This window comes from Hymenobacter ginkgonis (genome assembly GCF_009755225.1).
Taxonomy (GTDB): Bacteria; Bacteroidota; Bacteroidia; order Cytophagales; family Hymenobacteraceae; genus Hymenobacter; species Hymenobacter ginkgonis.
Genome location: NZ_WQKZ01000002.1, coordinates 985,338 through 1,010,456 on the forward strand (window position 1 = coordinate 985,338; position 25,119 = coordinate 1,010,456).

21 protein-coding genes are annotated in these 25,119 nt (G+C 54.8%); 7 read left to right on the forward strand and 14 right to left on the reverse strand.

From position 1 onward, the window contains the following. The first annotated feature begins 10 nt into the window (after window positions 1–10). Entirely contained in the window at window positions 11–1,054 is a 1,044-nt protein-coding gene (locus GO988_RS09875; RefSeq protein WP_157564736.1) for an aldose epimerase family protein, read from the forward strand. A 138-nt stretch (window positions 1,055–1,192) separates the two neighbouring features. On the opposite strand, the gene GO988_RS09880 is transcribed toward GO988_RS09875, so the two are convergent. From GO988_RS09880 to GO988_RS09900, 5 genes are all read right to left on the reverse strand, one after another. Then, complete coding sequence (locus tag GO988_RS09880; RefSeq protein WP_198172615.1) at window positions 1,193–1,426, reverse strand: hypothetical protein; 234 nt, start codon at window positions 1,424–1,426, stop codon at window positions 1,193–1,195. A 310-nt stretch (window positions 1,427–1,736) separates the two neighbouring features. Continuing rightward, window positions 1,737–3,782, reverse strand: a complete 2,046-nt coding sequence (uvrB, locus tag GO988_RS09885) for an excinuclease ABC subunit UvrB (RefSeq protein WP_157564738.1) — start codon at window positions 3,780–3,782, stop codon at window positions 1,737–1,739. A 92-nt stretch (window positions 3,783–3,874) separates the two neighbouring features. Continuing rightward, complete coding sequence (locus tag GO988_RS09890; RefSeq protein WP_157564740.1) at window positions 3,875–4,306, reverse strand: hypothetical protein; 432 nt, start codon at window positions 4,304–4,306, stop codon at window positions 3,875–3,877. Between the two features lie 68 nt (window positions 4,307–4,374). After that, complete coding sequence (locus GO988_RS09895; RefSeq protein WP_157564742.1) at window positions 4,375–6,096, reverse strand: outer membrane beta-barrel protein; 1,722 nt, start codon at window positions 6,094–6,096, stop codon at window positions 4,375–4,377. A gap of 35 nt (window positions 6,097–6,131) precedes the next feature. Continuing rightward, complete coding sequence (locus GO988_RS09900; protein WP_157564744.1) at window positions 6,132–6,743, reverse strand: RNA polymerase sigma factor; 612 nt, start codon at window positions 6,741–6,743, stop codon at window positions 6,132–6,134. A gap of 335 nt (window positions 6,744–7,078) precedes the next feature. Between GO988_RS09900 and wrbA the strand changes: the two genes are divergently transcribed. After that, window positions 7,079–7,693 carry an NAD(P)H:quinone oxidoreductase gene (gene wrbA / locus GO988_RS09905; RefSeq protein WP_157564746.1) on the forward strand — a complete coding sequence of 205 codons (615 nt, stop codon included), beginning with the start codon at window positions 7,079–7,081 and terminating at the stop codon, window positions 7,691–7,693. Window positions 7,694–7,789: 96 nt separating this feature from the next. Here wrbA and GO988_RS09910 read toward each other — a convergent pair whose 3' ends face one another. Together GO988_RS09910 and GO988_RS09915 are read right to left on the reverse strand one after the other, a co-directional pair. Beyond that, complete coding sequence (locus GO988_RS09910) at window positions 7,790–8,545, reverse strand: shikimate dehydrogenase family protein (protein WP_157564748.1); 756 nt, start codon at window positions 8,543–8,545, stop codon at window positions 7,790–7,792. Between the two features lie 57 nt (window positions 8,546–8,602). Beyond that, on the reverse strand, window positions 8,603–9,268 hold the full coding sequence (locus GO988_RS09915; RefSeq protein ID WP_157564750.1) for a DedA family protein: 666 nt from the start codon (window positions 9,266–9,268) through the stop codon (window positions 8,603–8,605). 1,002 nt (window positions 9,269–10,270) lie between these two features. Here GO988_RS09915 and GO988_RS09920 point away from each other — a divergent pair. Then, window positions 10,271–12,607: a T9SS type A sorting domain-containing protein gene (locus GO988_RS09920; RefSeq protein ID WP_157564752.1), complete on the forward strand. Its 2,337-nt coding sequence runs from the start codon at window positions 10,271–10,273 to the stop codon at window positions 12,605–12,607. Window positions 12,608–12,689: 82 nt separating this feature from the next. On the opposite strand, the gene GO988_RS09925 is transcribed toward GO988_RS09920, so the two are convergent. The 6 genes from GO988_RS09925 to GO988_RS09950 form a co-directional block, all read right to left on the reverse strand. Further along, window positions 12,690–13,520, reverse strand: a complete 831-nt coding sequence (locus GO988_RS09925; protein ID WP_157564754.1) for a phosphosulfolactate synthase — start codon at window positions 13,518–13,520, stop codon at window positions 12,690–12,692. A 118-nt stretch (window positions 13,521–13,638) separates the two neighbouring features. After that, complete coding sequence (locus tag GO988_RS09930) at window positions 13,639–15,036, reverse strand: tetratricopeptide repeat protein (protein WP_157564756.1); 1,398 nt, start codon at window positions 15,034–15,036, stop codon at window positions 13,639–13,641. A gap of 152 nt (window positions 15,037–15,188) precedes the next feature. Continuing rightward, window positions 15,189–16,208 (reverse strand): NAD-dependent epimerase/dehydratase family protein, encoded by a 1,020-nt coding sequence (locus GO988_RS09935; RefSeq protein WP_157564758.1) that lies wholly within the window; start codon window positions 16,206–16,208, stop codon window positions 15,189–15,191. A gap of 37 nt (window positions 16,209–16,245) precedes the next feature. Beyond that, window positions 16,246–16,932: a tyrosine-protein phosphatase gene (locus GO988_RS09940; protein ID WP_232341454.1), complete on the reverse strand. Its 687-nt coding sequence runs from the start codon at window positions 16,930–16,932 to the stop codon at window positions 16,246–16,248. Window positions 16,933–17,030: 98 nt separating this feature from the next. Further along, the gene (locus GO988_RS09945; protein WP_157564763.1) at window positions 17,031–19,550 is read right to left on the reverse strand and encodes a GumC family protein; all 2,520 of its coding nucleotides are present in this window, start codon (window positions 19,548–19,550) and stop codon (window positions 17,031–17,033) included. A gap of 80 nt (window positions 19,551–19,630) precedes the next feature. Then, window positions 19,631–20,575: a polysaccharide biosynthesis/export family protein gene (locus tag GO988_RS09950; protein WP_157564765.1), complete on the reverse strand. Its 945-nt coding sequence runs from the start codon at window positions 20,573–20,575 to the stop codon at window positions 19,631–19,633. Between the two features lie 232 nt (window positions 20,576–20,807). Between GO988_RS09950 and GO988_RS09955 the strand changes: the two genes are divergently transcribed. The 4 genes from GO988_RS09955 to hpf all read left to right on the forward strand — a co-directional run bounded on the left by GO988_RS09955 (window position 20,808) and on the right by hpf (window position 23,678). Beyond that, window positions 20,808–21,956 (forward strand): acyl-CoA dehydrogenase family protein, encoded by a 1,149-nt coding sequence (locus GO988_RS09955; protein ID WP_157564767.1) that lies wholly within the window; start codon window positions 20,808–20,810, stop codon window positions 21,954–21,956. Between the two features lie 155 nt (window positions 21,957–22,111). Beyond that, complete coding sequence (gene rpsU, locus GO988_RS09960) at window positions 22,112–22,306, forward strand: 30S ribosomal protein S21 (protein ID WP_144846743.1); 195 nt, start codon at window positions 22,112–22,114, stop codon at window positions 22,304–22,306. Between the two features lie 155 nt (window positions 22,307–22,461). Next, window positions 22,462–23,346, forward strand: coding sequence for a tyrosine-type recombinase/integrase (locus tag GO988_RS09965; RefSeq protein ID WP_157564770.1), 885 nt, complete (start codon window positions 22,462–22,464; stop codon window positions 23,344–23,346). A 32-nt stretch (window positions 23,347–23,378) separates the two neighbouring features. Next, on the forward strand, window positions 23,379–23,678 hold the full coding sequence (gene hpf / locus GO988_RS09970) for a ribosome hibernation-promoting factor, HPF/YfiA family (protein WP_157564772.1): 300 nt from the start codon (window positions 23,379–23,381) through the stop codon (window positions 23,676–23,678). A gap of 115 nt (window positions 23,679–23,793) precedes the next feature. On the opposite strand, the gene metK is transcribed toward hpf, so the two are convergent. After that, on the reverse strand, window positions 23,794–25,056 hold the full coding sequence (gene metK, locus GO988_RS09975; protein ID WP_157564774.1) for a methionine adenosyltransferase: 1,263 nt from the start codon (window positions 25,054–25,056) through the stop codon (window positions 23,794–23,796). Window positions 25,057–25,119: the final 63 nt, after the last annotated feature.

Genomic DNA, 25,119 nt, shown 5'->3' on the forward strand with positions numbered 1-25,119 from the left:
TTTTTTGCCCATGCCTACGCCCTCTGCTGGTTACCCTACCCCCTCCCTATTTACCTTGCAAAATGGCCGCGGTATGCAGGCCACCATTAGTGCGCGCGGCGGCACGCTCACAAAGCTGCTGGTGCCCGATAAAAGCGGCGTGCTGGGCAATGTGGTGTTAGGGTTCGACGACCCGGCCACGTATGCTAGCGAAGCCTACGAAAGCAAGAATATCTACTTTGGTGCGCTCATTGGGCGCTACGCCAACCGCATCCGGCACGGCCAGTTTACGCTGGATGAGCAAACCTATTCCTTACCCATCAACAACGGGCCTAATTCGCTGCACGGTGGCCCGCAAGGCTTCGATAAGCAGCAATGGGCGGCCCAGCCTGGCACCTCAGCCGACGGGCCTACCCTGGTGCTGCACTACCAAAGCCCGGCTGGCGAGGAAGGCTACCCCGGTACCTTGTCCGTAACGGCGGTATATACCCTAACTGAGGCCAATGTGCTGCGCATCAGCTACTCGGCTACTACCGACCAGCCTACGGTGCTCAACCTCACCAACCACAGTTACTTCAACCTCGACTACGGCCTGAGTTCAAATATTCTGGACCATGAGCTGCGGCTGCTCGCCGACCGCTATACGGTGGTAGACAATACGGCCATCCCGACCGGCGAATTACGGGGGGTAGGGAGCTCGCCCTTCGACTTTCGGGCTGCGCACCGCATAGGCGAGCGCATGGCCCAGGTGCCCGGCGGCTACGACCACAACTGGGTGCTGCACGACTACCTGCGGCCCCACTCGGCGCTGGCCGCCGAGGTGTACGCTCCGCTGTCGGGCCGCACTATGCAAGTACACACCGACCAGCCGGGCGTGCAGTTCTACGCCGGCAACTTCCTCGATGGTAGCTTGCAAGGCCACGGCGGCATCGCCTACGGCCCGAACTACGGCTTTGCCCTCGAAACGCAACACTTCCCCGATTCGCCCAACCAGCCCAGCTTCCCGACTACCGTGCTGCGGCCTGGCGAAACCTTCGAGTCGACTACTGAATACCACTTCGGCGTGCGCGAATAGCATTCGGCGTTAGTAGGGGGTAGGGGCTGAACGGTTCTTTCTCGGCTACGGCGCCCCAACGAAAGAAGGCCGGCCTTTTCTCTGGTAAAGAGGAAAGGCCGGCCTTCTTTCGTGCCTGCTTAAGCAGACGCTGAGAAGTTAGGAAGTAGTCGTGCCGGTGGTGGTGGTACCGGTGGTGGTGCCGGTAGTTGTGCCGGTGGTAGTCGTACCCGAGGTAGTCCCAGTAGTAGTGCCTGAGGTGGTACCCGAAGTAGTGCCCGTAGTGGTAGAGCCCGAAGTGGAGCCCGTAGTAGTAGTGCCTGAAGTGCCGGACGTAGTGCCAGAGGTACTACCCGACGCACCATCGGTGCCGGTGGTGGCGCAGGCACTCATAAGCGCAAGCGAAGCGCAGAGGGCAGTGCCCATTAACAGTGAAAGCCGGTTGCGTTTCATAGGCTGAGAAGGGGGAAAAGTAAATGAAGTAACGCTAACGAGCACATTATCAATTATGTTGTATAAGCGCCAGTTATTTTTTGCTGGCGCTTATACATTCCTCACTCTTCAACCAGCCAGCAAAGCCGGCAAAAAACGCTTGTTTGAAATGCTAGGCTACTAATAGCGGGTCAGCTACTGTTGAGGTAAATACTAAGGCAAATTACCAGCCTTACCCCCATTTTCGTAGCGCTTCGGCACACGTATTCTCCTAATCGCGCTTACTTTTCAGCAGTTGCTTGAGGGCGCCCAGCTCGTCGCGGAGCTTGGCAGCCTGCAAGAAATCGAGTTCTTTGGCCGCGGCTTCCATCTGCTTTTCGGTAGTTTTGATGAGCTTTTCCAGCTCGGCGCGGTTCATCATGGCTACCACGGGCTCGGCGGCCATAGCCAGGGCAGCACCCCCTTCGGCGTAGGCGCCGGCCGGGGCCTGTGCCTCCACAATGCGGTAGTCGGCCAGGTCGGTTTGGCCCATAATCTGGGCGTGCGACTTGCGCACGGTGCGTGGCGTGATGCCGTGCTCCTCGTTGTAAGCTTGTTGAGTGGCGCGGCGCCGGTTAGTCTCATCAATGGCGCGCTGCATAGAACCCGTCATGCGGTCGGCGTACAGAATAACCTTGCCATTCTCGTTTCGGGCCGCCCTACCCATGGTCTGAATTAAGGAGCGCTGGTCGCGCAGGAAACCCTCCTTATCCGCATCCAAAATGGCCACCAAGCTTACTTCTGGCAAGTCGAGGCCTTCGCGCAGTAGGTTTACACCGATGAGCACATCTACTTCGCCCAGCCGCAAGCGGCGCAAAATCTCCACACGGTCGAGCGTCTTCACATCCGAGTGAATGTATTCGACCTTGATGCCTAGGCGCTCCATGTATTTGCTCAGCTCCTCGGCCATGCGCTTGGTTAGCGTCGTCACGAGTACCCGGTCGCCAGCTTTCACGCGCTCGTCTACTTCGTCGAGCAGGTCGTCAATCTGGTTGATGCTGGGGCGCAGGTCAATTTCAGGGTCGAGCAGGCCGGTAGGGCGAATGATTTGCTCGACCACCACCCCGTTGGCTTGGGTTAATTCATAATCGGCGGGCGTAGCCGATACGTACACAGCCTGCCGGTACATGCCCTCAAACTCGTTGAAAGTCAGCGGCCTGTTGTCAAAAGCAGAGGGTAGGCGGAAACCGTATTCAATGAGCGCCGTCTTGCGCGAGCGGTCGCCGCCCCACATGGCCCGAATCTGCGGGATGGTGGCGTGGCTTTCATCCACAACCAGCAAATAATCCTGGGGGAAGTAGTCGAGCAAACAGAACGGCCGCGAGCCCGGCTCGCGCCGGTCGAAGTAACGCGAATAGTTTTCGATGCCCGAGCAATAACCCAGCTCGCGTATCATTTCGAGGTCGAACTCGGTGCGCTCCTGAATGCGGCGCGCTTCCACGTCGCGGCCTTCCTTCTCGAAGTACTTGTGCTGCAACACCATATCATCCTGAATTTCGTGGATGGCGGTTTGCAGCGTTTCCTTACCCGTCACAAACAAGTTGGCGGGATAGAGCGTCATGTTTTTCTCGTCCGAGATTTTGCGGCCGCTCGCGGGGTCGATTTTCTGAATGGCCTCAATCTCGTCGCCGAAGAAGAAAATGCGGTAGGCATAATCGGCGTAGGCCGGAAACACGTCCACGGTGTCGCCCTTCACCCGAAACGAACCACGCGTAAACTCCACCTCGGTGCGCGAGTACAGAATTTGCACGAACTGGTAGAGTAGGTTATTGCGCGAATAGCGGTGGCCGGGGGCCAGAAAAATGACGTTTTTGCTAAACTCCTCGGGGTTGCCGATGCCGTAAATGCACGATACCGAGGCCACCACCACCACATCGCGCCGCCCGCTGAGTAGGGTAGAGGTGCAATGCAGCCGCAGCTTCTCAATTTCTTCGTTGATGGCTAAGTCCTTCTCAATGAAGACGTCGGAGCTGGCAATATAGGCCTCCGGCTGGTAGTAGTCGTAGTAACTGATGTAGTACTCAACGGCATTTTGCGGAAAAAATGCCTTGAACTCGCCGTAGAGCTGGGCGGCCAGCGTCTTGTTGTGGCACAGCACCAGGGCCGGTTTGCCGGTTTCGGCAATCACGTTGGCCATGGTGAAAGTTTTGCCCGTGCCCGTGGCGCCGAGCAGCACCTGGGCCGGCTCGCCGCCGTTCACGCCCTTCACGAGCTCGGCAATAGCGCGCGGCTGGTCGCCGGTGGGCTGAAATTCAGAAGTAAGCTGGTACGTGGACATGCAAAAGCAGCCGGAAAAAAGGCCAACCTAGCTAACCCTAAATAGGGCGCTTGGGTTTCTGCACTTCCAAAATACCCGCTTCCTAAATGGGCTTAGCGTGGCCGCAGGCGTAGAACAGCCGTTTTGGCCTGGCCGGTGCCGCCCGTAGTAGAGGGGTAGGGAGTGACGTTGAGCAAGCGCAGCCAGTAGTCTTGCTGGTTGAGGGTAACGGCAATGGAGTCGCGGGTGTAGTCGGGCGAGGGCTTGTTGAGCAGGCTCAGCCGCGCCGTTTGGGCCACGACCGAGGCGTCGCTCAGCTTCAGCGTCACGGCTGCGTAGCCCGCCCAAATGCAGTAGGCGTTGATGGGGCAGCGCGAATCCTGCACGTCGGTTAGGCTAATGCTTATCGGGCTGCTCCCGGTGGCCAGTGTAGTAGTTTGGTTAAGAGGTAGCTCGAACGTTTGGTTTAGGGCAGGCCCCGGCTGGTCTTTTTTGCAGGCCAGCAGGGTGCAGCCGGTTAGCAGCGCGAAGAAGGTCTTTTTCATAGCAAAGGTTGGGAAAGCAAACAGCGCATTTCTGGTTGCTTAAAGCCTAAACACCAGCTGACTACTTTTTATTCGGCTTTTGGCCGCAGCATGTGCGGCGTCCGGCCCAGCTCTACCCCTGCTTCGAGGCCGAAGCTGTAGGGCCGTTTTTGGCTCAAGAAACCCTGCACCGGGTCGGCATTCAGACTCAAAATGCCAGCCTCAGCCACTGGCCCCAGGCTGAGGGCCCACTGGTGGCCGGTGGGCCGGTACTGCACGCCCGCGCCACCCCGCACGCTGCCCGACAGGTGCCGGTACGGCGAGCTGGCCGACATCAAGGTGTAGGTGCGGGTAGCTTCGGCGTTGCCTTCTACCTCGCTGCGCACGTTGAGCAGCGCTGTAATGAGGCCACCTACCCGGCCATAAAACGAGAAGCCGGTTTTGGCCGGGTTGCTATAGTGCACCTCCACCGGCACGCTGGCCGAGCGGTAGCGAAACGACGTGTTGTGCAGGCGCGCCGGCGCCACGGTGTAGTTGAGGCTAAGGTCGGCCACTTGCTCGCCCACAAAGTCCATGGTAGTAGCCGAGCTCGCTGTGTTCTGCGCCAGTTCGAGGCCGGTGCGCAAGCCAAACCGCCCGTTGCCGAGGCGGCGCGTAGCCCACAAACTCAGGCGCTGGCCCAGGCCGGGGCGCAGGTTGCGGCGGTACTCGGCGGCCGCGCTGCGCGTCACATCAGCCGAAAAGCTGCCCAGTGCATTGCTATAGGTAGTGGCTTCTCTGGTGAAGTCAATGTTGGGCTGGTACGCACTGGTGGCATAGCCCAGGCCATATTGCCAGCGCCGCGCCATAGTGGGGCTCGGCTGCTCGGGCAGGGGTAGGGCCCCTAGGCTGCTAGGCAAGCCAGCAGCGTCGGCCAGTGCCAGTTGGGCCGGTCGGGTGGCTAATGCGTCGGCTGCGGCCGCTACTTCAAGCGGCTGGGCCGCAGTAGGGGCCGCCACTTCAAAGCCCGCGTTGGCTCCAGCCAGCGGCTCAACAGCCGGCTTAGTTGAGCGCGTAGCTGCGGCAAGCATGGTGCTTGGCTGCCCTGTGGCGCTGCTAGCAGCTGCCACTGAGCTAGGGTAGGGCTGGCCGGCCGCAAGTGTGGTAGCCGCCGCATCGCGGCCAGCTACCACACTTGCCAGCTCTGAGGGGGTAAGTGGGTTAGCAGCCGCTGGGCGATGAGCACCACGTTTCCGCTGAGCTAGGTCAGCATTAGCATAGCTGGCATCCGCTCCATAAGAAAGTGTATTGCTAGACTCCGGCCGGCCGCTGTTCGCCGCACTAGCCGAATAATAACGCTTAGGAGAAGGTGTAGCGGGTTGGGCGATAGTAAGTGCGTTAGGAGTGGAAGAAACAGAACTAGCTGCGCCCGCTAAGGGCGCTGCGGAAGCCACCGCTGGCGCAGCACTTGCCGCTTGGCCAGTGCTTGCCGAAGCCCCTGCCGGCAGGCGGCTAGGGCGCAGCGCTACGCGCCCGGCTGCCCCCAGCGCGCCGGGGCCGGTTGGGGTGGCCTGGGCGAGGGGGGTAGGGGCCTGCTGCTGGCTGTGCCACCAGCCGCCGCCGGCCAGCGTAGCCAGCAGCAAGCTGGCTGCCACAGCCCAGCGGTGCACGAGCAGGCGGCGGCGGTATTTCTCATTCTGGGCTAGGAGTAAGCTGTTGTCCAGCTGCTCCCACACGTGGGGGCGCGGCGGCACGGCGGCCGCTTCGCTTTCCAGCAGGTGGTGGCGAAACAGGTCTTCCAGGCTGCCTTTGGGGGGGGTAGGAGAACTCATAATAGCTAGTAGTAGACTGGGTGCCGGGCCGAGGGTTACCGGCGAGCTAATTTTTGTTGAAGCACCACGCGGGCGCGTGAATACTGAGATTTGCTAGTGCCTTCCGAAATGTTGAGCAGTTCGCCAATCTCCTTATGGGTGTAGCCTTCGATAGCGTATAAGTTGAAAACCAAGCGGTAGCGCGGTGCTAGCTCCTGCACAATGGCCAGCAGCTCGGCGTAGGCATAATTACTGAACGTAAATTCTTCACTGGCCAGCGTATCGGGGTAGTCGCCGTCGCTCACGGCCACGAGCGGGGCGTTGCGGCGGTGCTGGCGCAGGGCCGCATTTATCATAATGCGCCGAATCCAAAACTCTAGCGGGCACTCGCGCCGGAAGCTGCCTAGCGTCCGAAACACGGTTAGAAAACCTTCTTGCAGTACATCTTCGGCCTCGAAGGTGGTTTGGGCGTAGCGCAGGCACACGGCCATCATGCGGGCAGCGTACTTATCGTAGAGCTGCTTTTGGGCCAGCTGCCGCCCTTGCAGGCAGCCGTCGATTAGCTCCTCTTCGGTGGGCACGGCGGGGGGGGTAGGGCGGCTAGCAGTGAGGCCTTTGCTGGCCGGGTCACTCGCCCCCATGGCCAGGGCGGGCCAAACGGCGCTCATGCGCGGGCCCGGTGTGGGCCGGGGTAAAATCCGTTCAACATAGGCAAGGCAGAATGCAAAGGAAACGAAGTGCGTACGAAGAGTTAGCCAAACTAAACGCGCTGGCTCCGGTAAGAAGCCTAGCGCCCTCTAAACGTTGCATATGCACCTTAGTGTGTAAGCTAGTTGAAAATAGGACTCTGAAAGACAGCGTGTTATAATGCGAGCGGTAAAATTCTGCAATAATGTGCAGACATTAAATGTATGTACATGAAACAAATTGCTACTTTTATGAACCTGCTGCGTACTTAGCGCGACTACTACACCCAATTTTTCCTCCACTTTCTCTTTTGCCCATGAAGACTCTTGTGTTGTTTTATTCTACGTATGGCCACGTGTGGAAATTGGCCGAGGCCATTGCTGAAGGTGCCCGCCAAGTACCTGGCAATGATGTAATCGTTAAGCGCGTGCCCGAAACGCTCCCCAAAGAGGTACTAGATAAAACGGGCGCTACCGGCGCGCAGCAGGCTTTTGCCCACGTACCCGTAGTTACCCCGGCCGAATTGGTAGAGTACGATGCCATCATCTTCGGTACGCCCACCCGCTACGGCAACCTTTGCGGGCAGATGCAGTCGTTTATGGACAGCACTGGCGGCTTATGGGCCACGGGGGCTTTGGTGGGTAAAGTAGGCGGGGCCTTCGTGAGCACCGCCACGCAGCACGGCGGCCAAGAAGAAACCTTGCGCGCTTTTCATACCGAGCTATTGCACCACGGCTTTATTATCGTGGGCCTGCCCTACGCCTGGCAGGGCCAAATGGGCCACGAGGAAGTAACCGGTGGCACGCCTTACGGCGCCAGCACCGTAGCCGGCGGCCAGGGTGAGCGCCAGCCCAGCAAAAACGAGTTGGAAGGAGCGCGGTTCCAGGGCCGCCACACGGCCGAAATAGCCCAGAAAGTAGCCGCCAAGTAATAAGCCTAAAGCTGCGTTAGCAGCGTCAATTAACAAGAGGGGGGTAGCAACTAAGCAGTTGCTACCCCCCTCTTGTTGGTTAAGCCTCACACTGGCTTACTTCGGCAAGGCCTGCCCATTCCAGATGGCCCAGGCAGCCTCAGCCTGGAGCTCCAGCATCTCAAAACCGTTGCAGGTTTGTGCGCCAGCCGCGCGGCCCAACTCCAAAAAGCGGGTTTCGCGCGGATTGTATATCAGGTCGAACAAGTAGTGAGCCGGCGTGAGCGCCGCGTACGGAATGGCGGGGCACTCAGTCACGTTGGGGTAAGTACCGAGCGGCGTTGTATTAATGATAAGCGAATGGCCGGCCATCACTTCCGGCGTGAGCTCCGAATACGTGAGGTGCGCGCTAAGCGGGTCGCGTGAAACCAGCCAGTGCGGAATATCCAGTTCGCGCAGGGCCATGCTTACGGCCTTAGCCGCGCCGCCCGTGCCCAGCACCAGCGCCCGGTTGGCGGGACCCCGGCCGGGGTAAAAGCGACGCAGTGAGTTGCGAAAGCCCAGGTAGTCGGTATTGTGGCCTACCAAGCCACCATTCAGCTGAATCTCAATCACATTGACGGCGCCTACAAGGGCGGCCGACGAAGCAACGCTGGTAAGGTAGGGCCAGATTTTCTCCTTATATGGAATCGTGACGTTCAGCCCGGCTAAATCGGGGTGGCGGGCTAATAGCTGGGGCAACTCATTAGGATTAGCCAGTTCAAATAGCTCGTAGTGGCAATCATCCAGCCCAAGTCGGTCGAATTTCTGCGTGAAATACGTCTGTGAGAAAGAGTGCGAAAGCGAGCGGCCGATAAGCCCGAAGGTGCGCATAGAGTGCTGAGAAATACGAATTAAATGAGCAGCGCCTAGCGCAGTTGCCCCAGCAAGCTACGCCGCCGCGCCGCGCAGCTTGCCACGCACAAACTGCCACAGCGGCGGCAGCACCGATAGCAGAATAATGCCGTAAATGACAAACGTAAAGTTGTTCTTTACTGCCGGAATATTGCCAAATAAGTAGCCAGCCAGGGTGAGTGATACTACCCACAAAGCTGCTCCCGCAATACTATATGAGGCAAAATGCCGATAGGTCATGGTGCCAACGCCCGCCACAAAGGGAGCGAATGTGCGCACAATCGGCACGAAGCGCGCCATAATAATCGTCTTACCCCCATGCTTGGCGTAAAACGCCTGCGTTTGCTCTAAGTACTTGCGCCGCAAAAAGCGGAAATCTTCACGGAATACTCTGGGCCCTATGTAGTCGCCAACAGCATAGTTGAGGTTATCACCAATGAACGCGGCCGCCATTAGCAGTGGAATCAGATATAAGATGTTAAGCAGCGGGTGGCCGGTTTCGGGGTTAGGCTGCGCGGCCAAAGTGCCAGCTACAAAAAGCAAGGAATCGCCGGGCAAAAAAGGAAAGACAATAACCCCAGTTTCAGTGAAGATTATCAGAAACAGAATGATATATGTGAGGTTGCCGTAGTCGTGCACCACGTTCACCAGCGTCTTGTCGAGGTGCAGCACCAGGTCCAGAAAATGTTTGAGTAGCTCCATAAAGCGAAAAGGGTTGAGCTTGCAAAGAAAGCGAGGGCAGTAGTAGGAAAGCGGGGTAGGGAGTGAGAATATGCCCGGATGAAGCAATTGCGTACCCTGAAGCACCTAGTATAAGCAGCGTTTTAAGGTACTCCTTCCTCTACCTAGCTAGCTCTACTCAGAGCAGGTTTTGGAATTACAAAAAACGCCGCTGTTGCCATGTTGAGTTTGTCAAGGGATTCGAAGCCCCGAACCTGCTCCTGGTAGTTCCCGCTGTAAGGGGTGCGCTCACCTCGGCCAACTAGCATCGACCGAGTAGGGGGCCACACTGCAGCGAGTAAGAATAGGCTATTTAGGGCTCGTTGGGCAGCAAAATGGCCGTAGCACTAACTACCAAAAATGTGCTGGTATTCGACAAGCCTTCGCCAGCCTGACTACTAGCGCCGCTTTACTAACCAGCATGCAACCATTGCTATTGCCGGCTACCTCTTGAGCAGGATGGATAAGTACCCTTATAAGCAGCGCCGTTACAACTGCGCCAGCTGATTCATGCTGTAGCATTACCTATCTCAACTGCTTAAAAACTAGCATTCTGTTAGCAATTTAATAAAAGCTGACACGGTCAACAGTTGCAACCAGCGGCTCACTAAGCAGTGTCCAAAACTGAAAAGCGTAGCTAGTCAGGCTGAGAGAGATACGCTGACTAGCCCATATGCGAGAATTTATCATTTTTATTGGGGAATTAACAAATCATAGTAGGATAATTATAATTTAAAGCTGAACTTTGTTGTGTCATGATGCTTGAAGAGCACGATTACACGCCCAGTGTAGTATCTTTTTTAGGCATGATTTTCGTACAGCGACTTCGGCTTATTTAATTGCACTATTTGATGTGCAATTATTGACTTGCCAAATTGCAAAAAAAACTTCTAAACCCTTAACTGAACTTTAGTACCTGCGTACAAGGCCGCAACTACCCGCGGTCAAGCGCGATATTCAGTTCAAAACGCCACCTTTTTTATCATGCAAAACACCCCTACTCTTTTTCGAAAGGTAAGTTTAAATTGGCTTCCGTGGCGGATAATCCTGCCGATTTTAGCTATAGTAGCTAGCTTGTGGAGCCCAAGCGATGCATTGGCGCAAACCCAATATAACAATGCAGTTACTATAACGCAGAGGCCTACCCTTCCAGCAGGTGGCAGTGCTCAAGCAATCCCCTATGCGGGCAGAAGGGCATATGCACCTTACAACACTTACACTCGACTAGGGAATCCTAACGCTACTCCAATAGTAGCCACTCCCGGCTTAGGTACTTATGACCTGAATGGTAATAGTACGCTCACTATATCTGATGGCATCATAACTGTAGGGACCAGCCCGTTTAATGCAGTAACCGGGGCCACACTGCTTTATCGCGTTTATCTGACGGGTACGCCTATTGGCCAGTTGCCAAACTTATCGCGCTTGACGCTGCAGGAAAATGGGACCGATGCTTTCGGTGTTGTTTATAAACTGCCTTCGGGTACTCCTCCGGTAGATTTATTGGCTGGCCTAACGAGTGGAGGGACTTATACGATAGATATACAATTTGAATTGTCAGCAGCTGATGGTTCACCTATTACTGACCCTTCCGGCTCTTATAACCTATCCTTTTCTATTACCCCCCCGGCAGTGACGCCAGCAGGTGGTACTACCACGTGGCAAGGTATTTCCCGTGGTATGGATGCAAACGGTCCAGTTACACTTCCTAGCGACACAGATTGGAATAACAAGGCTAACTGGAGTAACGGTGTGCCTACCCGGCTATCAAACGCAGTTATTCCCGCTAAAACTAGCTCAGCAGTAGTTTATCCCATCCTAAACGACCCAAGCGCTACCTACGAGGTTAATAACCTGACAATGCAAGGCAACAGCGGCTCATCAGCGGCCCAGCTAGTTATCAACGTAGCTACCCTGCGAGTTTATGGCAACTTGTTGCAGCCAGGTGGTGGCCTCTCGGGCAACATAACGGGCAATGGCCCCCTAAGTACTGGGGTAACCAATTCGCAAACCAACTCAACCCTCGTTTTCGCTGGTGCTGACCAAGTTATCACTGGTCAATTGCTGGTATCTGATATCATCATTGCAGGGTCAGGTATTAAATCGGTTATCAACGTAATGATACCGTCTAACATCATTGCATTTCAACCAGCTTCCGTAACGGCTGGCGTTGTCATTCAATCGGCGGCACAAGATTTGAGCTCTGGAACAGTTAATACTGTATTTGACACTACAGGCAACTCGTATATTCAGTTAGTATCTAGTTCTGTTATTAGCTTGAAGGCGGGTGAGGCAGAAACTAATACTTCTTATATAAAAGGGGTGACCCGGGCCGACCGCAATCTAGTAGCTGGCGTACAGAATACGTTTGGTAACATCGGCCTTGATATAACAGCTAACCACACGCCAGGTAACATCTTTGTGTATCGAGTAGTAGGTGATGCGCTCACCGGTCCGGTAGCTACTAACGCAGTTCCCGTTAAGCGACAGTTCAAGATTGTGGGTGATGACAACAGCGAGTCTGCTGTCACTGCTACTTCCAACATCGACGTCATTTTCCACTACTTGGATTCGGCTGATGAATTGAACACCATCAAGGAAGAGAACCTGACGATGTTCCGCTCGAAGGTTAACGGCGCGCCGTATCAGCCAGTAGCGGGTAGCCTGAACCAAACGAACAATACGGTTACTCGGCTGGCGCTGCCTAGCTTGACTACTTCTTACATTACCCTGGGTGACAAAACAAATCCACTGCCAGTTAGCCTCACGGCCTTCACGGCTACCCGCAGCAACCAAAATGCTGTGTTGGCTTGGACTACTGCCTCTGAGTTGAATAACGCCGGTTTCGAAGTACAAGTATCTAATGATGGCACGGCTTTCCGTAAGCTGACTTTTGTAACTAGCAAGTCGCCTAATAGCAGCCAAACTATCAACTACAGCTACACGGACACCGAAACCAATAAATTGGGAATTCGCTACTACCGTCTGCGTCAAGTAGATACTGATGGTGAGGATTCTTATTCCCCAGTGCGGGCCCTAAGCTTCGACGGTGCTGCCGTGGCCTCGGCTACATTATCTGCTTACCCTAACCCCTTCAGCAACAAAATCGACTTCAACCTCGATGCTACGACGGTGGGTAGTGGGGTAGCCCACGTACAGGTAATGGATATGGCCGGTCGCACGGTCCGTGAGCAAAATCTATCGGTAGCTAACGCCAGCCTGACTCTTGACGGCCTTGATAACCTACGTAGTGGTGTGTATATCGCTAAAGTGACGTTGGCCAATGGCAGCACACAAACGGTGCGCATCCAAAAGCAATAGCCATTAATGGCACAAACAAAAAGAGCGGGCTCCCCACTAGGGAGCCCGCTCTTTTTGTATATACTGAAAAATAAAGCAGGCCTTAGCCACGCGGCATAGAGGTGCCAGGCTTACCCGTCTTAGCTTCAGGCTGAAACATTGGGTCTACCTCATCCATATTCAGGAAGTGCGAGAACGTATCGCCCCGCAGCCCTAGCCGAATAGTTTCGAGGCTTACAATTTCATTCGGGGCAATATTACCTAGGTTAACGTTAGCCCCTAGCAGCTTAATAAACCAAACCTGCTGGGCTTTCTGTGGTGCTTCCCAAATGATGCGCTCTGACGGAATCTTGGTCAAAATCTCTTCTACCAAGCCCGAGCGTACCTCACCAGTGCTTCGGAACAGGCCTACATTGCCACCCTCTCGCGCTTCGCCGATTACCTTAACGGCGCCCGCATCTAGTTCGGATTGCATCTGCGAAATCCACTTGTAAGGGGGGATAATTTTTTCGGCATCCTTCGAGCCTACTTCGCTTAGCACCTTCACCGATTTGCTTAGCTCCCGAATAAATTCGCACTTCCGGTCGTGGTTTAGGTCGATGCTGCCATCCGATACCTCTGCGTACTCCAAACCAAAATTGTCAAGTAGGCGGCGATAGTCTTCAAACTGATTCCGAATAATAAAGGCCTCAAACAGCGTGCCTCCCAGATATACCGGCAAGCCAGCCGACTGATACGCATCGATTTTGCGCTTGAGGTTGGGCACCACGTAGGAAGTGGCCCAGCCCAGCTTCACAATGTCGGCATAGGGCGCGCCCACTTCCAGAAAATCTTCCACTTCCCGAATGCTCAGGCCCTTATCCATCATCATGGTAAAGCCTTGCTCGCGAGGTTTTTGAGTGCGTTCGGGGAGTTGCGAAAGGGAATAGTTCATGCACAAAGGAGCAAGCTGCAGCTTGCCAGTGAAAGAATAACCAAGTATAAAAAAAGCCTGCCCGCGGGTGAGGCGGGCAGGCACAAAATTAACTCAAAAACTGCCGTTCGGCGGTTGGCTACTTCCGAAACTGGTCGATAAGGCGCTGCAAAGCCGGTTGCTTCTCTAATTCTGGGAAGTAATCGAATAGCAGCGAGTGCTGCTCATAATTGAGGGTAAGGGCTGTTTCCAGCTCTTGGTAAGCTTCGCGCAAACGGCCCGCTGCCAGCAAGTAGGCGCACAGCATGTAGTGAAAATGTGCCTCGTGCGGGTGCAGTTCCACTGCATGCTGTAGCAGGTCGATGGACTCGTCGTAGTGGCCTTGCTCGTAGAGGATAGCGCTCCAGCTTACCCACCCGGTAGCATCTTCAGGGGCAACTTCAGTCGCTTTTTCGTAGGCTTCCAAAGCACTTACGATGTTACCCACCTGGTTTTCGGCGGCACCGAGCGCGGCCCAGTATTCTCCACTATCGCCATACAGCTCCACTGCTTTGCGGAAGAAATGCAGGGCCTCGTAAGGCCTTTCCTGCTCTTGCAGCAGCACTCCTTGGCCAAACCAAGCTTCATCCATAGCCGGGTTAATGTCCAGCGCCTTACGATAGTACTGGCGGGCTTGCTCCCAGTCGCGCAGCTTTTCGTAGCACTCGCCAATGTTGCACAAGGCTTCATCAGTAGGCTCGTTGGGTGGGTAGCTTAGTTCAAACTCCGTGATGGCGCGCTGGTATTGCTGCTGGCACACAAACGTATCAGCTAGCCAGTGGTGCGCATCGTAAAAGTCTGCTTCGATAACGATGGCGTAGTCGAAAGCCGCTGCTGCTTGGTCATACTTTTCTAGCCGGTAGTAATACTGGCCCAAGTTGTACCAAGCCACTGCCGAGTAAGGGTCATCATCCGTGAAGCGCTGGAAAAACTCCTCATGCTCAACCAAGCGGTCACTGGTCTCCAAGCAGTTAAGCAACTCCTGCACCGTGGTTTCATTGTCGGGATGCAGGCGCAGGCTGTGCTTGTAGTGGCGAGCGGCACTCTTATATTTCTGCCAGCTTTGGTAAGCTAGGCCCAAGTTGAAGTGAATGTCTTCGCGGTCAGGGTTCTGGGCCAAAGCAGCTTGAAAAAAGCGCACAGCCTCGTCAAAATCACCACGTTGCGTGGCAATGATGCCGCGCGTTACAGCCACGTCTGCATTATCGGGGTCGAGGCTGGCCACGCTCGAAATCTGGCGCTCAGCCTCAGCATAGTCGCCCCGCATCGCCGATATCTGCGCACGGTCGATAAGCAATTCAGTCGAAAAAGGATACTGGCTTAAGGCAGCTTCACAGGCTTGCTGGGCTTTGTCGAACGCAGCCGAAGTAACGTAGTGGTCGATAATAATTTCAAACTCTTCCAAGTCAAAGAATGTCGCCTCATTTTGAGCCAGCATTCGCTCGTAGCGGCGCACCGTGTCTTGGGCAGCCCGTGGGTCATCAAATGGTTCGTTCATGCGCATAAAATCACGAATTTTCCCGAATAGGGCGAATGTATTCGAAGTTATCAGGCTTTCCTACCCGATGGTAGCCGCCGCTATGCCGAACCGAGTGCATAGGCTGTGCCACATTCTTAACATTCAAAAAAAACGCCCCATTTAGGTCTTAATTAGGATACAACCGATGGCTGTGCCGTCCGGTTCGTTTTGAGGGCTTGGGTAGCCCACGCGATGGTTTCGGCCAGCGGACGGAAGCCCAGCCCGGTAGCAGCTGTAGCCTTTTGGCCTGAGTATACTACTGAGTGGCGGCCCGCCCGGGCCGTATCGCGGGTAATAAGCGGCCGTGCCCCCGTAAGCAGGGAGCGCACGTGCTCCCAGCGCCAAATAACCTCGGCTGCCCAAGTGGGGACTGCCATAGTAGGCGGGCGGCGGCCAAAAGCCGCGGCTACTTGCCGCAAAAAATCGCCCAACTCATAGGCACCTTCGCTTAAAATATAGCGGGCAGCAGGCAAGGCGGGCAACTCTAGTACTAAGCGCAAGAAGTGGGCCACCACATCGCGTACATCCACAAAGTTGACCAGGCCATGGGTGTAAAAGCGGTGTTCTTCGTGGGCGTAGCGAAGCAGGCGGGTACTGCTGCGGTGCCAATCGCCGGGCCCTAGCACAATAGAAGGGTTGACGATGGCGGCTGACAGTCCTTCGGCTACCCCCCGCCACACTTCCAACTCCGCTAGGTATTTGCTGGTAGCGTAGGCTGGGTGGCTGGCGCCTAAGTCCCAGGTGGCAGTTTCATCCAGTATGCGGGTAGCGTCAACAGCCTGTGCAGCAGGAGGGGGGGTAGGGCTACCCAATGCCGCCACCGATGACACGTAGCCCAACCGAATGCCGGGCCGCGCCAAGCACGCATCTACCACCGTGGCAGTACCCTCCACATTTATTTGCAATAGGGCATCTTCATCCTGCGGCGCATAAGAAACCAGGCCCGCACAATGAAAAACGTGTGTCACGTCAGCCGTGAGCAACGAAGCCAGTAGGGTCGCATCGAGCAAGTCGCCTTGTACCCACTCTACCCCCGGCGCCGCGGGGGGGGTAGGGCCCCGGTGCAGCGCCCGCACGGCAAGGCCGCGGGCCTGCAGCTCGCGTAGCAAGAAGGAGCCAATGAGGCCAGTGCCGCCAGTAACAAAAATCATGAGAAGTAAATGGCAGAAAAGCCAGTGCCTAAGGCCGCTATAAGCTGCTATTCAGCAGGGGTAGGGCCAACAGCTTGCGAAAATAAGCTGAGCTAATTGTTTTGGTGCCTAAGGTAGCCGTGTGGCGCAGGTGGTGCGTATCCGTACCCACAAAGTCGATAAGACCAGCATCAATTAGCTTTTCGGCGGCTCGCTGAGCCGCCGGCGAGTAGTAGCCCGCCAGCGAGTTGAGGTTGAGTTGAAGCAGCACCCCGTATTCTTTACGCAGCTTTTCAATTTCGGCAAAGCGGCCGTAGAAATACACATAGCGCTCGGGGTGCGCTAGTACAGGCTGGTACCCAGCTGCTTTCAACTCAAAAATGGTGGAAAGCAGGTTGAAAGGCTCATTTAAGTAAGAGGTCTCAAAAAGCAAGTAGCGCTGCTCGCCACCAAAGCTCAGCAGCTCGGTACCGTCGGCTAGCTTGCGGCCTAGCCATTCGTCGAGGTAGTACTCGGCGGCACACTCCAGTGCTACATCGCTAAGCCCGGCCGCAACGGCGGCGGTTTGCAGCTCTAACAAGGCTGCCCGGATACCGTCGGGTGTGTTCTTATAGAAGTCGCCCATGACGTGGGGCGTCATTATCAGCTTGCGAAAGCCAAGTTCTCGCAGCTCGCGTAGCAGCTCAAGGCTGTGGGCCACAGTTTCGGCCCCGTCGTCGAGGCCTGGTAGCAAATGCGAATGCATGTCAGCCCCCAATATAGCCAGGGGGCTGCTTGCCAGAGTAGTAGCGGTTGCCGAGCCCCCAAATATGCGTTGCCAAAAGCCAGCCATCTGTTGCTCGCTTAGCTAAAGAGCCCCTTCAGGCGTTCGGTGAAGGTCTTTTTGGGTGCAGTTGGCTCTTCGTAGTAGCCCATGCCGTAGCTACCATACCCATAGCCATACCCGTACCCGTAGCCGTAGCCATAGCCGTGCGCCCCCTGCGCCTGGGCGTCATTCAGAATGGTGCACATGCGGTTAAACTGGTTATTACGCATGAGGCGATTCAGGTTTTTCAGGAAGGCTTTGCGCGAGTAGTTGGCCCGTACAATATAGATAGGCACATCCGCCTTGCGCATGATAAGAATGCCATCCGTGACGAGCCCAACTGGGGGGGTATCAATGAGGATAACATCATAGTTGCGGTACAACTCCTCCAACATTTGGTCGAAGCGCGGGCTCAGGATGAGCTCCGAGGGATTAGGGGGGGTAGGGCCCGCCGAAATAAAGTCGAGCGATTCGATAGTGCTATGCTGAACGCACTCGGCCACCGAATGACGGTCGATGAGAATGGTACTAATGCCGCGTACGTTTTCAGCCCCAAAGGCTAGGTTCACTTTGGGTTTGCGCATGTCTAAGTCTAGGATGATAACACGCTGCCCCGACAAGGCAATAATGCCTCCTAGGTTAACCGTCACAAACGTCTTGCCTTCGCCCGAGATGGTAGAGGTAACCGAAATTAACCGCCGCTTAGTAGATGGACTAATAAAATCGAGGTTCGTGCGGATAGAGCGAATAGCTTCTGACACCGACGACTTCGGGTTCTTGTCCACGACCAGCCGTGATACCTCCAGCTTTTCTTTCTCATAGGTTGGGATTACACCCAGCACGGAGGCCTTGGTATTGCGCTCCAACTCCTGCACTCCCGTAATGGTATTGTGCATAAAGTAACGGGTAGCAATCAACCCTAACCCGGTAATCAACCCGCCTGCCAGCCCAATAGCGTACACCAATAACTTAATAGGAGAGATAGGCGCATCGGGGGCCGAAGCAGGAGATAAAATTTGAAAGTCAGGGGTAGTACCTGCGTTCTTAATATTATACTCCACCTTCTTCTCCATCAGCATTTGCTGCGTGCCACCATACAACTCGAGCGGCCGTTTTAGGCGGGCTAGCTCAGTTTCCTTGCCCGGCAGCGAGCGTAGGTTGTCGCTCAGGAGGTTGCGCTGCTGGTCGAGCAGCGCCAACTCGTTGCTGAGGAGCTTTTGGTCTTGGCGCAGTTGGCGTTGCAGCGCAATGCGGGCATATGCCAGTACCGAGCGCTGCTGCTTCACGGCTTCTGTAGTTTCGTTATACGAACGCGTGAGGCGGCGCAGGTTTTGCTGCGTAGTATTCAATTCGTTGAGTAACTCTGTTAAGACCGGGTCTTCCAAGTCTCCTAGGCCTGGCAGCGTTTGTTCTACAGTTTGGTCTTCGCTAGCTGTGATGCGTTCCTGAGTCGCTAGCCGGCCTACTTCGGCCAATAAAGCGCCTTTCTGCTCCAGCTTTAAACGGTCGGCCGCCAATTCTTCCATCTTGGAAGTGATATTGCCTAACTCGCCTTTCGCGTCGTAGGTGCCGTTTTTGAGTACGAAGCCTTTGAGGTTGTCTTCCGCTTTCTCTAGGCGAAGACCATTCTCGTCAAGCTGCTCATCTAGGTAAGCCAAGGCTTTATCCGTTGACTCCTGTTTGCGCGCTAGCTTAGCATCTAGATATACAGAATCTAATACATCAACTATGCGCTTAGCTTTCAGCCGGTTATTATCCGTGAATGAAATCTGAATAGTATTAGCATTGGGGTTCACTACCTCCACAGTCAGATTAAGATTTAAATACCTTTCAATCGTATTATCGTCTTGGATAGTAAAGTGGAATTTGGCATCCGGCGTGTTGGTCGGGCTTTCCTCATTAGCCAGCAAGCGTAGCTGCATGCCCGGCAGCTTTACCAGTTGGCCCAGTGCATGAGTTCCTTCAATTTTTTGCTCCCCCAGTACTGCGTTTAATTGATAATGTGTGGCATCGACGTACTCCACATTGAACTTACGATTATAGTAAGCCGGGTCACTAATAGTATATTCAACCCGAAACGGGGAGGTGCCGAATAGCTCTGCTTCGAGTACCGTGCCCTGGGTGTAGTAAGAAATATTGAGCGGGATTATCTTTTTTAACCGCGTGTAAGTCAGGTTTGATTTGATGAGCTCTACTTCACCAGCAAGCTGCGTGATGCTGCGGTTATTATCCGGGGCGGCTGCCCCCAGCGCTGCGCCTAGTCCAATGGTATTGACATCGCTGCGCTCGTCAATCTTCAAGATGGAAGAAGCTTTATAAATTGGTTTGGTATAACGTAAATAAAGCCAGGAAGCAGTCAGGCCAATTATGAGCAGCAGCAATACCCAAGGCAAGCTGCGCTTAGCTACCAGCACTAGGGTAGGAATGTCCAAGCCCTCACCTGGCTCGCTTTCACCAGCATCAGAAGCTATTGGCCCTCCAGCAGCAGGCGGGCCTTCCTGCCCGCTGGTAGCCCGGCGAATGAGCTCTTCCAGTTCGGCGTTTTCATTAGATGCCATATATTGATTTGCTCAGCTCGAAGGCTAGCTTTATAGTTAAGAACCAAGCCAGTACACTGATGCAGCTACTGGTGATTATTCTATCTATAGAGTGATATAAGACTTATGGTAGTTATTACGGAAAAGAAAAGCGTAATAACAGGGGTAGCGTCGGTCAGAGCCTCCAAGAAGGGCCTGCGTACGGGCTGGATATAAATGATGTCGTTAGGTTCTATCTGTAAATTTCCCCGGCGCATTCCTTCAATCGTGCTAAGGTCCACAAATTGCACCTGAGGGTTTTTCAAATCACCGCGAATGATGCGAATATTGTTAACCCGGCCACCAAAGCGGGTGAAGCCAGTAGTGCCCCCTCCGCCACCTACCCCATCAACGCCCCCTGCCAGTGCCAGTACTTCCAGCAGGTTCATGTTATCATTAGTAAGCGTAACTACTTGTCCACCCGGCGACCCCAATACAATAACCCGGTTATTGCTAACAGATGTCTTAACGAAAGATTCCTTATAATATTCGTTGTAGCGGCGCTGTAAAACGCTGTCTGCCTGAATTAAGCTTAAGCCCTGCACCGATACCCGGTCGAGAAGGGGTAGGCGCACGGTGCCATCAGCCTGCACTAAGTACTCGGTAGCAGCTGCGGATGCGCCAGCATTTTGACCCACGTTGCGCTGGCCACCACTCGCCGGCGAAGAAGAAGAAGCCCGTGGAGTCGTACCGGTTGGATTGCCTACGCTAGGCGTCCCAAATTTCAACTCTCCGTTAGGGTCTATCAGGCGCTCGCCTTTGTTGGTGTAAACCTGCACGTTGAGGTAGTCGTTCGGCTTAATCAAGTAGTTGCGAGCTGTGCGATTGACGGCCCGCCGCAGCCTGGCGGTATCCACCACTCCATCAGCGCCTTTGGTAAGCTGAAACATCGTGCGCTGCCTGTAGTAACGGCCCGTTGCGCACGACGACAGCAAACACGGTACCAACAAGGCCAAAAGCAGCAGTTGCGGCAGCCGCAGGAACGAAAAGCGAGGAGATAGAGTCAAAAGAGAGGGCAAATTCGGCAGCGAAAGAAAAATCTACGGGCTAGCGGGGGCGGCCGCGAAAAGTAGAAAATGCCTCAAAAGTAACCTATTTCTAGTAGGCATTCAAAAATTAGACCAGCTAACCTCAACAGCACCTTATAATTTAACCAGTTCAGATAGCGTACTTTTACTGCTTCATAGCCAGCCCCGCGGGCTGGTTTCGCACTCTTCTCACCTACCCCTACCCACCCATATGGAAGCTACTGTAGCGACCGAAAACCAAGCGATGATTGCGCAAATGGTGCGCGATTTTGGCCTCCAGCATATCAAGCCTCACATGATGCGCTGGGATGAAACCCAGGAATTTCCCCGCGATACCTTTCACCAGCTTGGCGAGCTTGGGCTGATGGGCGTGCTGGTGCCGCAGGAGTACGGCGGCTCGGGTTTTGGTTACCAAGAATACGTAACAGCAATTGCCGAGCTAGCCAAAATTGATGGCAGCATTGGCCTGAGCATGGCCGCCCACAACTCCCTTTGCACGGGCCATATCTTGCAGCACGCCTCAGAAGTGCAAAAACACAAGTATCTGCCCCGACTGGCTTCGGGTGAGTGGTTGGGGGCGTGGGGCCTTACTGAACCCAACACGGGCTCTGATGCCGGCAATATGCGCACCACTGCTATACTTGATGCCAGCGGCGAGTACTATGTGCTGAATGGCGCTAAGAATTTCATTACGCACGGTAAAAGCGGCGACGTGGCCGTTGTTATCGCCCGCACGGGTGAAGTCGGCGATTCGCACGGTATGACGGCCTTCATTGTAGAGCGCGGGACTCCCGGCTTTGCGGGTGGGCGCAAGGAAGACAAAATGGGCATGCGCGCTTCCGAAACCACCGAAATGATTTTCACTGACTGCCACGTACCAGTCGAAAACGTGATTGGCAAGGTCGGCGATGGCTTTGTGCAGTCGTTGAAAGTGCTTGACGGTGGGCGTATCAGCATTGCGGCGCTCAGCTTGGGTATTGCCCAAGGCGCGTATGAGGCGGCGCTGCAATACTCAAAGGAACGGCACCAGTTCAACCAGCCTATTAGCAACTTCCAAGGCATTGCTTTCAAGTTGGCCGATATGGTGACCGAGATAGAAGCCGCCAGCTTGCTTACCTACCGCGCCGCCGAAATGAAAGACCGCGGCCAAAACGTGAACCTGGAATCAGCCATGGCTAAGCTCTATGCTTCCGAGGTAGCCGTGCGCACGGCCAATGAAGGCGTGCAGATTTTTGGCGGCTATGGCTATACCAAAGACTACCCTGCCGAAAAATATTACCGCGATGCGAAGCTGTGCACTATTGGAGAAGGCACCAGCGAAATCCAGAAACTAGTAATTGCCCGTGCTTTGCTGAAGTAAGCGGCGAAAACTACGGTTTTGAGGTTGGCTCATAAGTGGGGGGTAGGCCCTTATAAATGAATCGACTACAAAATCTAAACAATCCGTTTGAATCCTTCCTAACTATGAGTATCTTTGCGGCCCGTTTGCCCTGAAAAGACTCATCACTCCTCGATATGATTATCGTTCAAATCAAAGACAACGAAACCGTTGACCGTGCGCTGAAGCGCTTCAAGAAGAAATTCGAGCGCACTGGCGTTTTGAAAGAATTGCGTCGCCGCACGTTCTTCCAAAAGCCCAGCATCACTAAGCGTAAGCTGAAGCAGAAGGCTGTTTATAAGCTTGCTACCTACGGTACCGAAAACGAATAGCCTCTCGGCTACCCGTTTTTAGTGGCTTTGAAAAGCCCGCCCAATTGCTAGCTAGCAATTGGGCGGGCTTTTCGCGTTGGGGTTTGCCCAATACCATACAATTGCTTGCTACCTTGTGCCCGACCCGCCAGTCGGGCTTTTTCGTTACTGGAATTATGGAGGAATTTTTAGATTTTTTGCGCTACGAAAAGCGCTTTAGCTCGCATACGGTATCGGCTTATCAGACTGATTTGACCCAATTTGCCGCCTACGTACAGGCTGAATATGAACTGGCTGAACCAGCCCAGGCTACGCATCCGCTTATTCGGGGGTGGGTAGTGAGCCTAATGGGGCAGGACTTAGACCCGCGCACCGTGAACCGCAAGGTGGCCTGCCTGCGCTCTTACTACAAGTTTTTGCTGCGCACCCACCGCATCGAAGCCAACCCGATGCTACGCGTTAAGGCCCCCAAGATGGCCAAAAAATTGCCGGAATTTGTGCCTGAAGAATCGTTGAACCGCTTGCTCAACTCCTTCGAGTTTGAAGCCAGCTTTGCGGGCGTGCGCGACCAACTGGTGCTTGAAACGCTATATGGCACCGGCATTCGGCTCTCCGAATTGCTAGGTATTACTGATAATGACGTGGACGCCGGCGCGCGCCTGGTGCGCGTAACCGGCAAGGGCAACAAGCAGCGGATTGTACCGCTCAACCCGTCGCTGCTGCTGGTGCTAGAAAAATACCGCGCCGCGCGCCTCGCCGAGTTCGGGCCTAGTGGGGGGGGTAGCCCGATATTGCGCACCGACAAAGGCGAGCCACTTTACGAAAAGCACGTATACCGCACTGTGAAGCGTTACCTCAGTCAGGTGTCAACTTCAATGGCGCACCAGCACCCGCACGCGTTGCGCCATGCCTTTGCTACCCACTTGCTGGGCAAGGGCGCCGACCTCAATGCCATCAAAGAATTACTGGGCCACGCTAGCTTGGCGGCCACCCAAGTGTACACGCACTTGTCCGTCGACCGTCTAAAATCCGTATTTGAACAAGCTCATCCTAGAGCGTAAGGATTCCCGTTTCCCACTCAACCATCTTGCCCATGAAAGTGCAAATGCAATCGGTTCATTTCGATGCCGATAAAACCCTGCTTGACTTTATTCAGCAACGACTCAACAAACTCGAACACTTCTACGACCGCGTAACCGACGGCGAAGTGATTCTGCGCCTTAACAACAAAGACGGGGTAGCGAATAAAACTGTGGAAATTAAATTGATGGTGCCGGGTAGTACGCTCTTCAGCCAAGAGGATGCGCCCTCGTTTGAAGCTGCCACCGACGCTGCCGTAGAAGCGCTGAAGCGGCAGATTACGAAGTATAAAGAAAAAAATCTGACTCACTAGCTGATAAAAATGGCTTAACTAGTGGGCGTCTTTACCCCCTAGTTTTTGCCGAGCCCACCAAAAAGCCCCGGCTGCACTAAGCAGTCGGGGCTTTTTGAGTAAACCAGAAATCAGCTTAGAGGCCGAATGCCGTTTTAATACGGTCAACGTAATCGAGCTTTTCCCAAGTGAAAGTTTCGAAAGTTTTTTCTTCGCCATCCTTCATTTTCACCGTGACGGTGCCCGGCTGGCGGCCCATGTGGCCATACGCTGCGGTTTGGCCAAAAATGGGATTGCGCAGTCCGAAGCGCTCTACAATGGCGTAGGGGCGTAGGTCGAATAGCTCGTTTACTTTATCGGCCACTTCGCCGTCGGTGAGGGGCTGGCCCGAAGCGCCAGTGGCTTTGGCCGTGCCGTAGGTAGTAACGTAGAGGCCTACGGGCTTGGCCACACCAATGGCGTAGGCTACTTGCACAAGTACTTGAGCGGCTACGCCGGCGGCCACCAGGTTTTTGGCGATGTGGCGGGCGGCATAAGCAGCCGAACGGTCCACCTTACTCGAATCTTTGCCCGAGAAAGCGCCGCCACCGTGGGCACCTTTACCGCCGTAGGTATCGACGATAATCTTGCGGCCGGTGAGGCCCGAGTCGCCGTGCGGCCCACCAATAACAAACTTGCCAGTTGGGTTGATGTGATGCGTGATATCGGCCGTGAACAGCGCCTGCATATCGGCACTCAGGTTGGCCTTCACTCGTGGAATAAGGATGTTAATAATATCCTCCTTAATGCGGGTCAACATCACCTCCTCCGACGCATCGAAGTCGTCGTGCTGGGTGCTAATAACAATCGTATCGATGGCCTCCGGACGGTGGTCGTCGGAATAGCGAATCGTAACCTGGCTCTTGGCGTCGGGGCGCAAGTAAGTCATTTCCTTACCCCCCTTGCGGATGGCGGCCAACTCTTGCAGCAGGCTGTGCGAGAGGTCGAGGGCGAGCGGCATGTAGTTAGCCGTCTCGTTGGTGGCGTAGCCAAACATCATGCCCTGGTCGCCAGCGCCTTGCTCCTCAGGTGATTGGCGCACTACCCCCTGGTTGATGTCGGGCGACTGCTCGTGCAGCGCCGACAGGATGCCGCAGCTTTCCGCTTCGAATTTATACTCGGCTTTGGTGTAGCCGATGCGGCGGATAACGTCGCGGGCTACGGTTTGCACATCGACGTAGGCTGACGATTTTACTTCGCCCGCAATGACCACGAGGCCCGTGGTTACCATCGTTTCGCAGGCTACTTTGGCGGCGGGGTCCTGGCGCAGAAAGTCGTCGAGGATAGCGTCGGAAATCTGGTCGGCAACTTTATCGGGATGGCCTTCCGAAACCGATTCGGAAGTGAACAGATAGGGCATGGCAAAGGGTTAAGCAATCAAAAAAAGGCCGCCCGCCGGGCCAGACTAGGCGCGGGCGGGCGG

Excerpts from the sequence above, each read along its gene's own strand:
- rpsU (WP_144846743.1), top strand. The coding sequence starts at position 22,112 with ATGATTATCGTTCAAATCAAAGACAACGAAACCGTTGACCGTGCGCTG.
- GO988_RS09875 (WP_157564736.1), top strand. The coding sequence starts at position 11 with ATGCCTACGCCCTCTGCTGGTTACCCTACCCCCTCCCTATTTACCTTG.
- GO988_RS09930 (WP_157564756.1), bottom strand. The coding sequence starts at position 15,036 with ATGAACGAACCATTTGATGACCCACGGGCTGCCCAAGACACGGTGCGC.
- GO988_RS09920 (WP_157564752.1), top strand. The coding sequence starts at position 10,271 with ATGCAAAACACCCCTACTCTTTTTCGAAAGGTAAGTTTAAATTGGCTT.
- wrbA (WP_157564746.1), top strand. The coding sequence starts at position 7,079 with ATGAAGACTCTTGTGTTGTTTTATTCTACGTATGGCCACGTGTGGAAA.
- GO988_RS09945 (WP_157564763.1), bottom strand. The coding sequence starts at position 19,550 with ATGGCATCTAATGAAAACGCCGAACTGGAAGAGCTCATTCGCCGGGCT.
- GO988_RS09880 (WP_198172615.1), bottom strand. The coding sequence starts at position 1,426 with ATGAGTGCCTGCGCCACCACCGGCACCGATGGTGCGTCGGGTAGTACC.
- GO988_RS09965 (WP_157564770.1), top strand. The coding sequence starts at position 22,462 with ATGGAGGAATTTTTAGATTTTTTGCGCTACGAAAAGCGCTTTAGCTCG.
- GO988_RS09910 (WP_157564748.1), bottom strand. The coding sequence starts at position 8,545 with ATGCGCACCTTCGGGCTTATCGGCCGCTCGCTTTCGCACTCTTTCTCA.
- GO988_RS09900 (WP_157564744.1), bottom strand. The coding sequence starts at position 6,743 with ATGAGCGCCGTTTGGCCCGCCCTGGCCATGGGGGCGAGTGACCCGGCC.
- GO988_RS09955 (WP_157564767.1), top strand. The coding sequence starts at position 20,808 with ATGGAAGCTACTGTAGCGACCGAAAACCAAGCGATGATTGCGCAAATG.
- GO988_RS09940 (WP_232341454.1), bottom strand. The coding sequence starts at position 16,932 with ATGCATTCGCATTTGCTACCAGGCCTCGACGACGGGGCCGAAACTGTG.
- hpf (WP_157564772.1), top strand. The coding sequence starts at position 23,379 with ATGAAAGTGCAAATGCAATCGGTTCATTTCGATGCCGATAAAACCCTG.
- metK (WP_157564774.1), bottom strand. The coding sequence starts at position 25,056 with ATGCCCTATCTGTTCACTTCCGAATCGGTTTCGGAAGGCCATCCCGAT.
- GO988_RS09895 (WP_157564742.1), bottom strand. The coding sequence starts at position 6,096 with ATGAGTTCTCCTACCCCCCCCAAAGGCAGCCTGGAAGACCTGTTTCGC.
- GO988_RS09890 (WP_157564740.1), bottom strand. The coding sequence starts at position 4,306 with ATGAAAAAGACCTTCTTCGCGCTGCTAACCGGCTGCACCCTGCTGGCC.
- uvrB (WP_157564738.1), bottom strand. The coding sequence starts at position 3,782 with ATGTCCACGTACCAGCTTACTTCTGAATTTCAGCCCACCGGCGACCAG.
- GO988_RS09935 (WP_157564758.1), bottom strand. The coding sequence starts at position 16,208 with ATGATTTTTGTTACTGGCGGCACTGGCCTCATTGGCTCCTTCTTGCTA.
- GO988_RS09915 (WP_157564750.1), bottom strand. The coding sequence starts at position 9,268 with ATGGAGCTACTCAAACATTTTCTGGACCTGGTGCTGCACCTCGACAAG.
- GO988_RS09925 (WP_157564754.1), bottom strand. The coding sequence starts at position 13,520 with ATGAACTATTCCCTTTCGCAACTCCCCGAACGCACTCAAAAACCTCGC.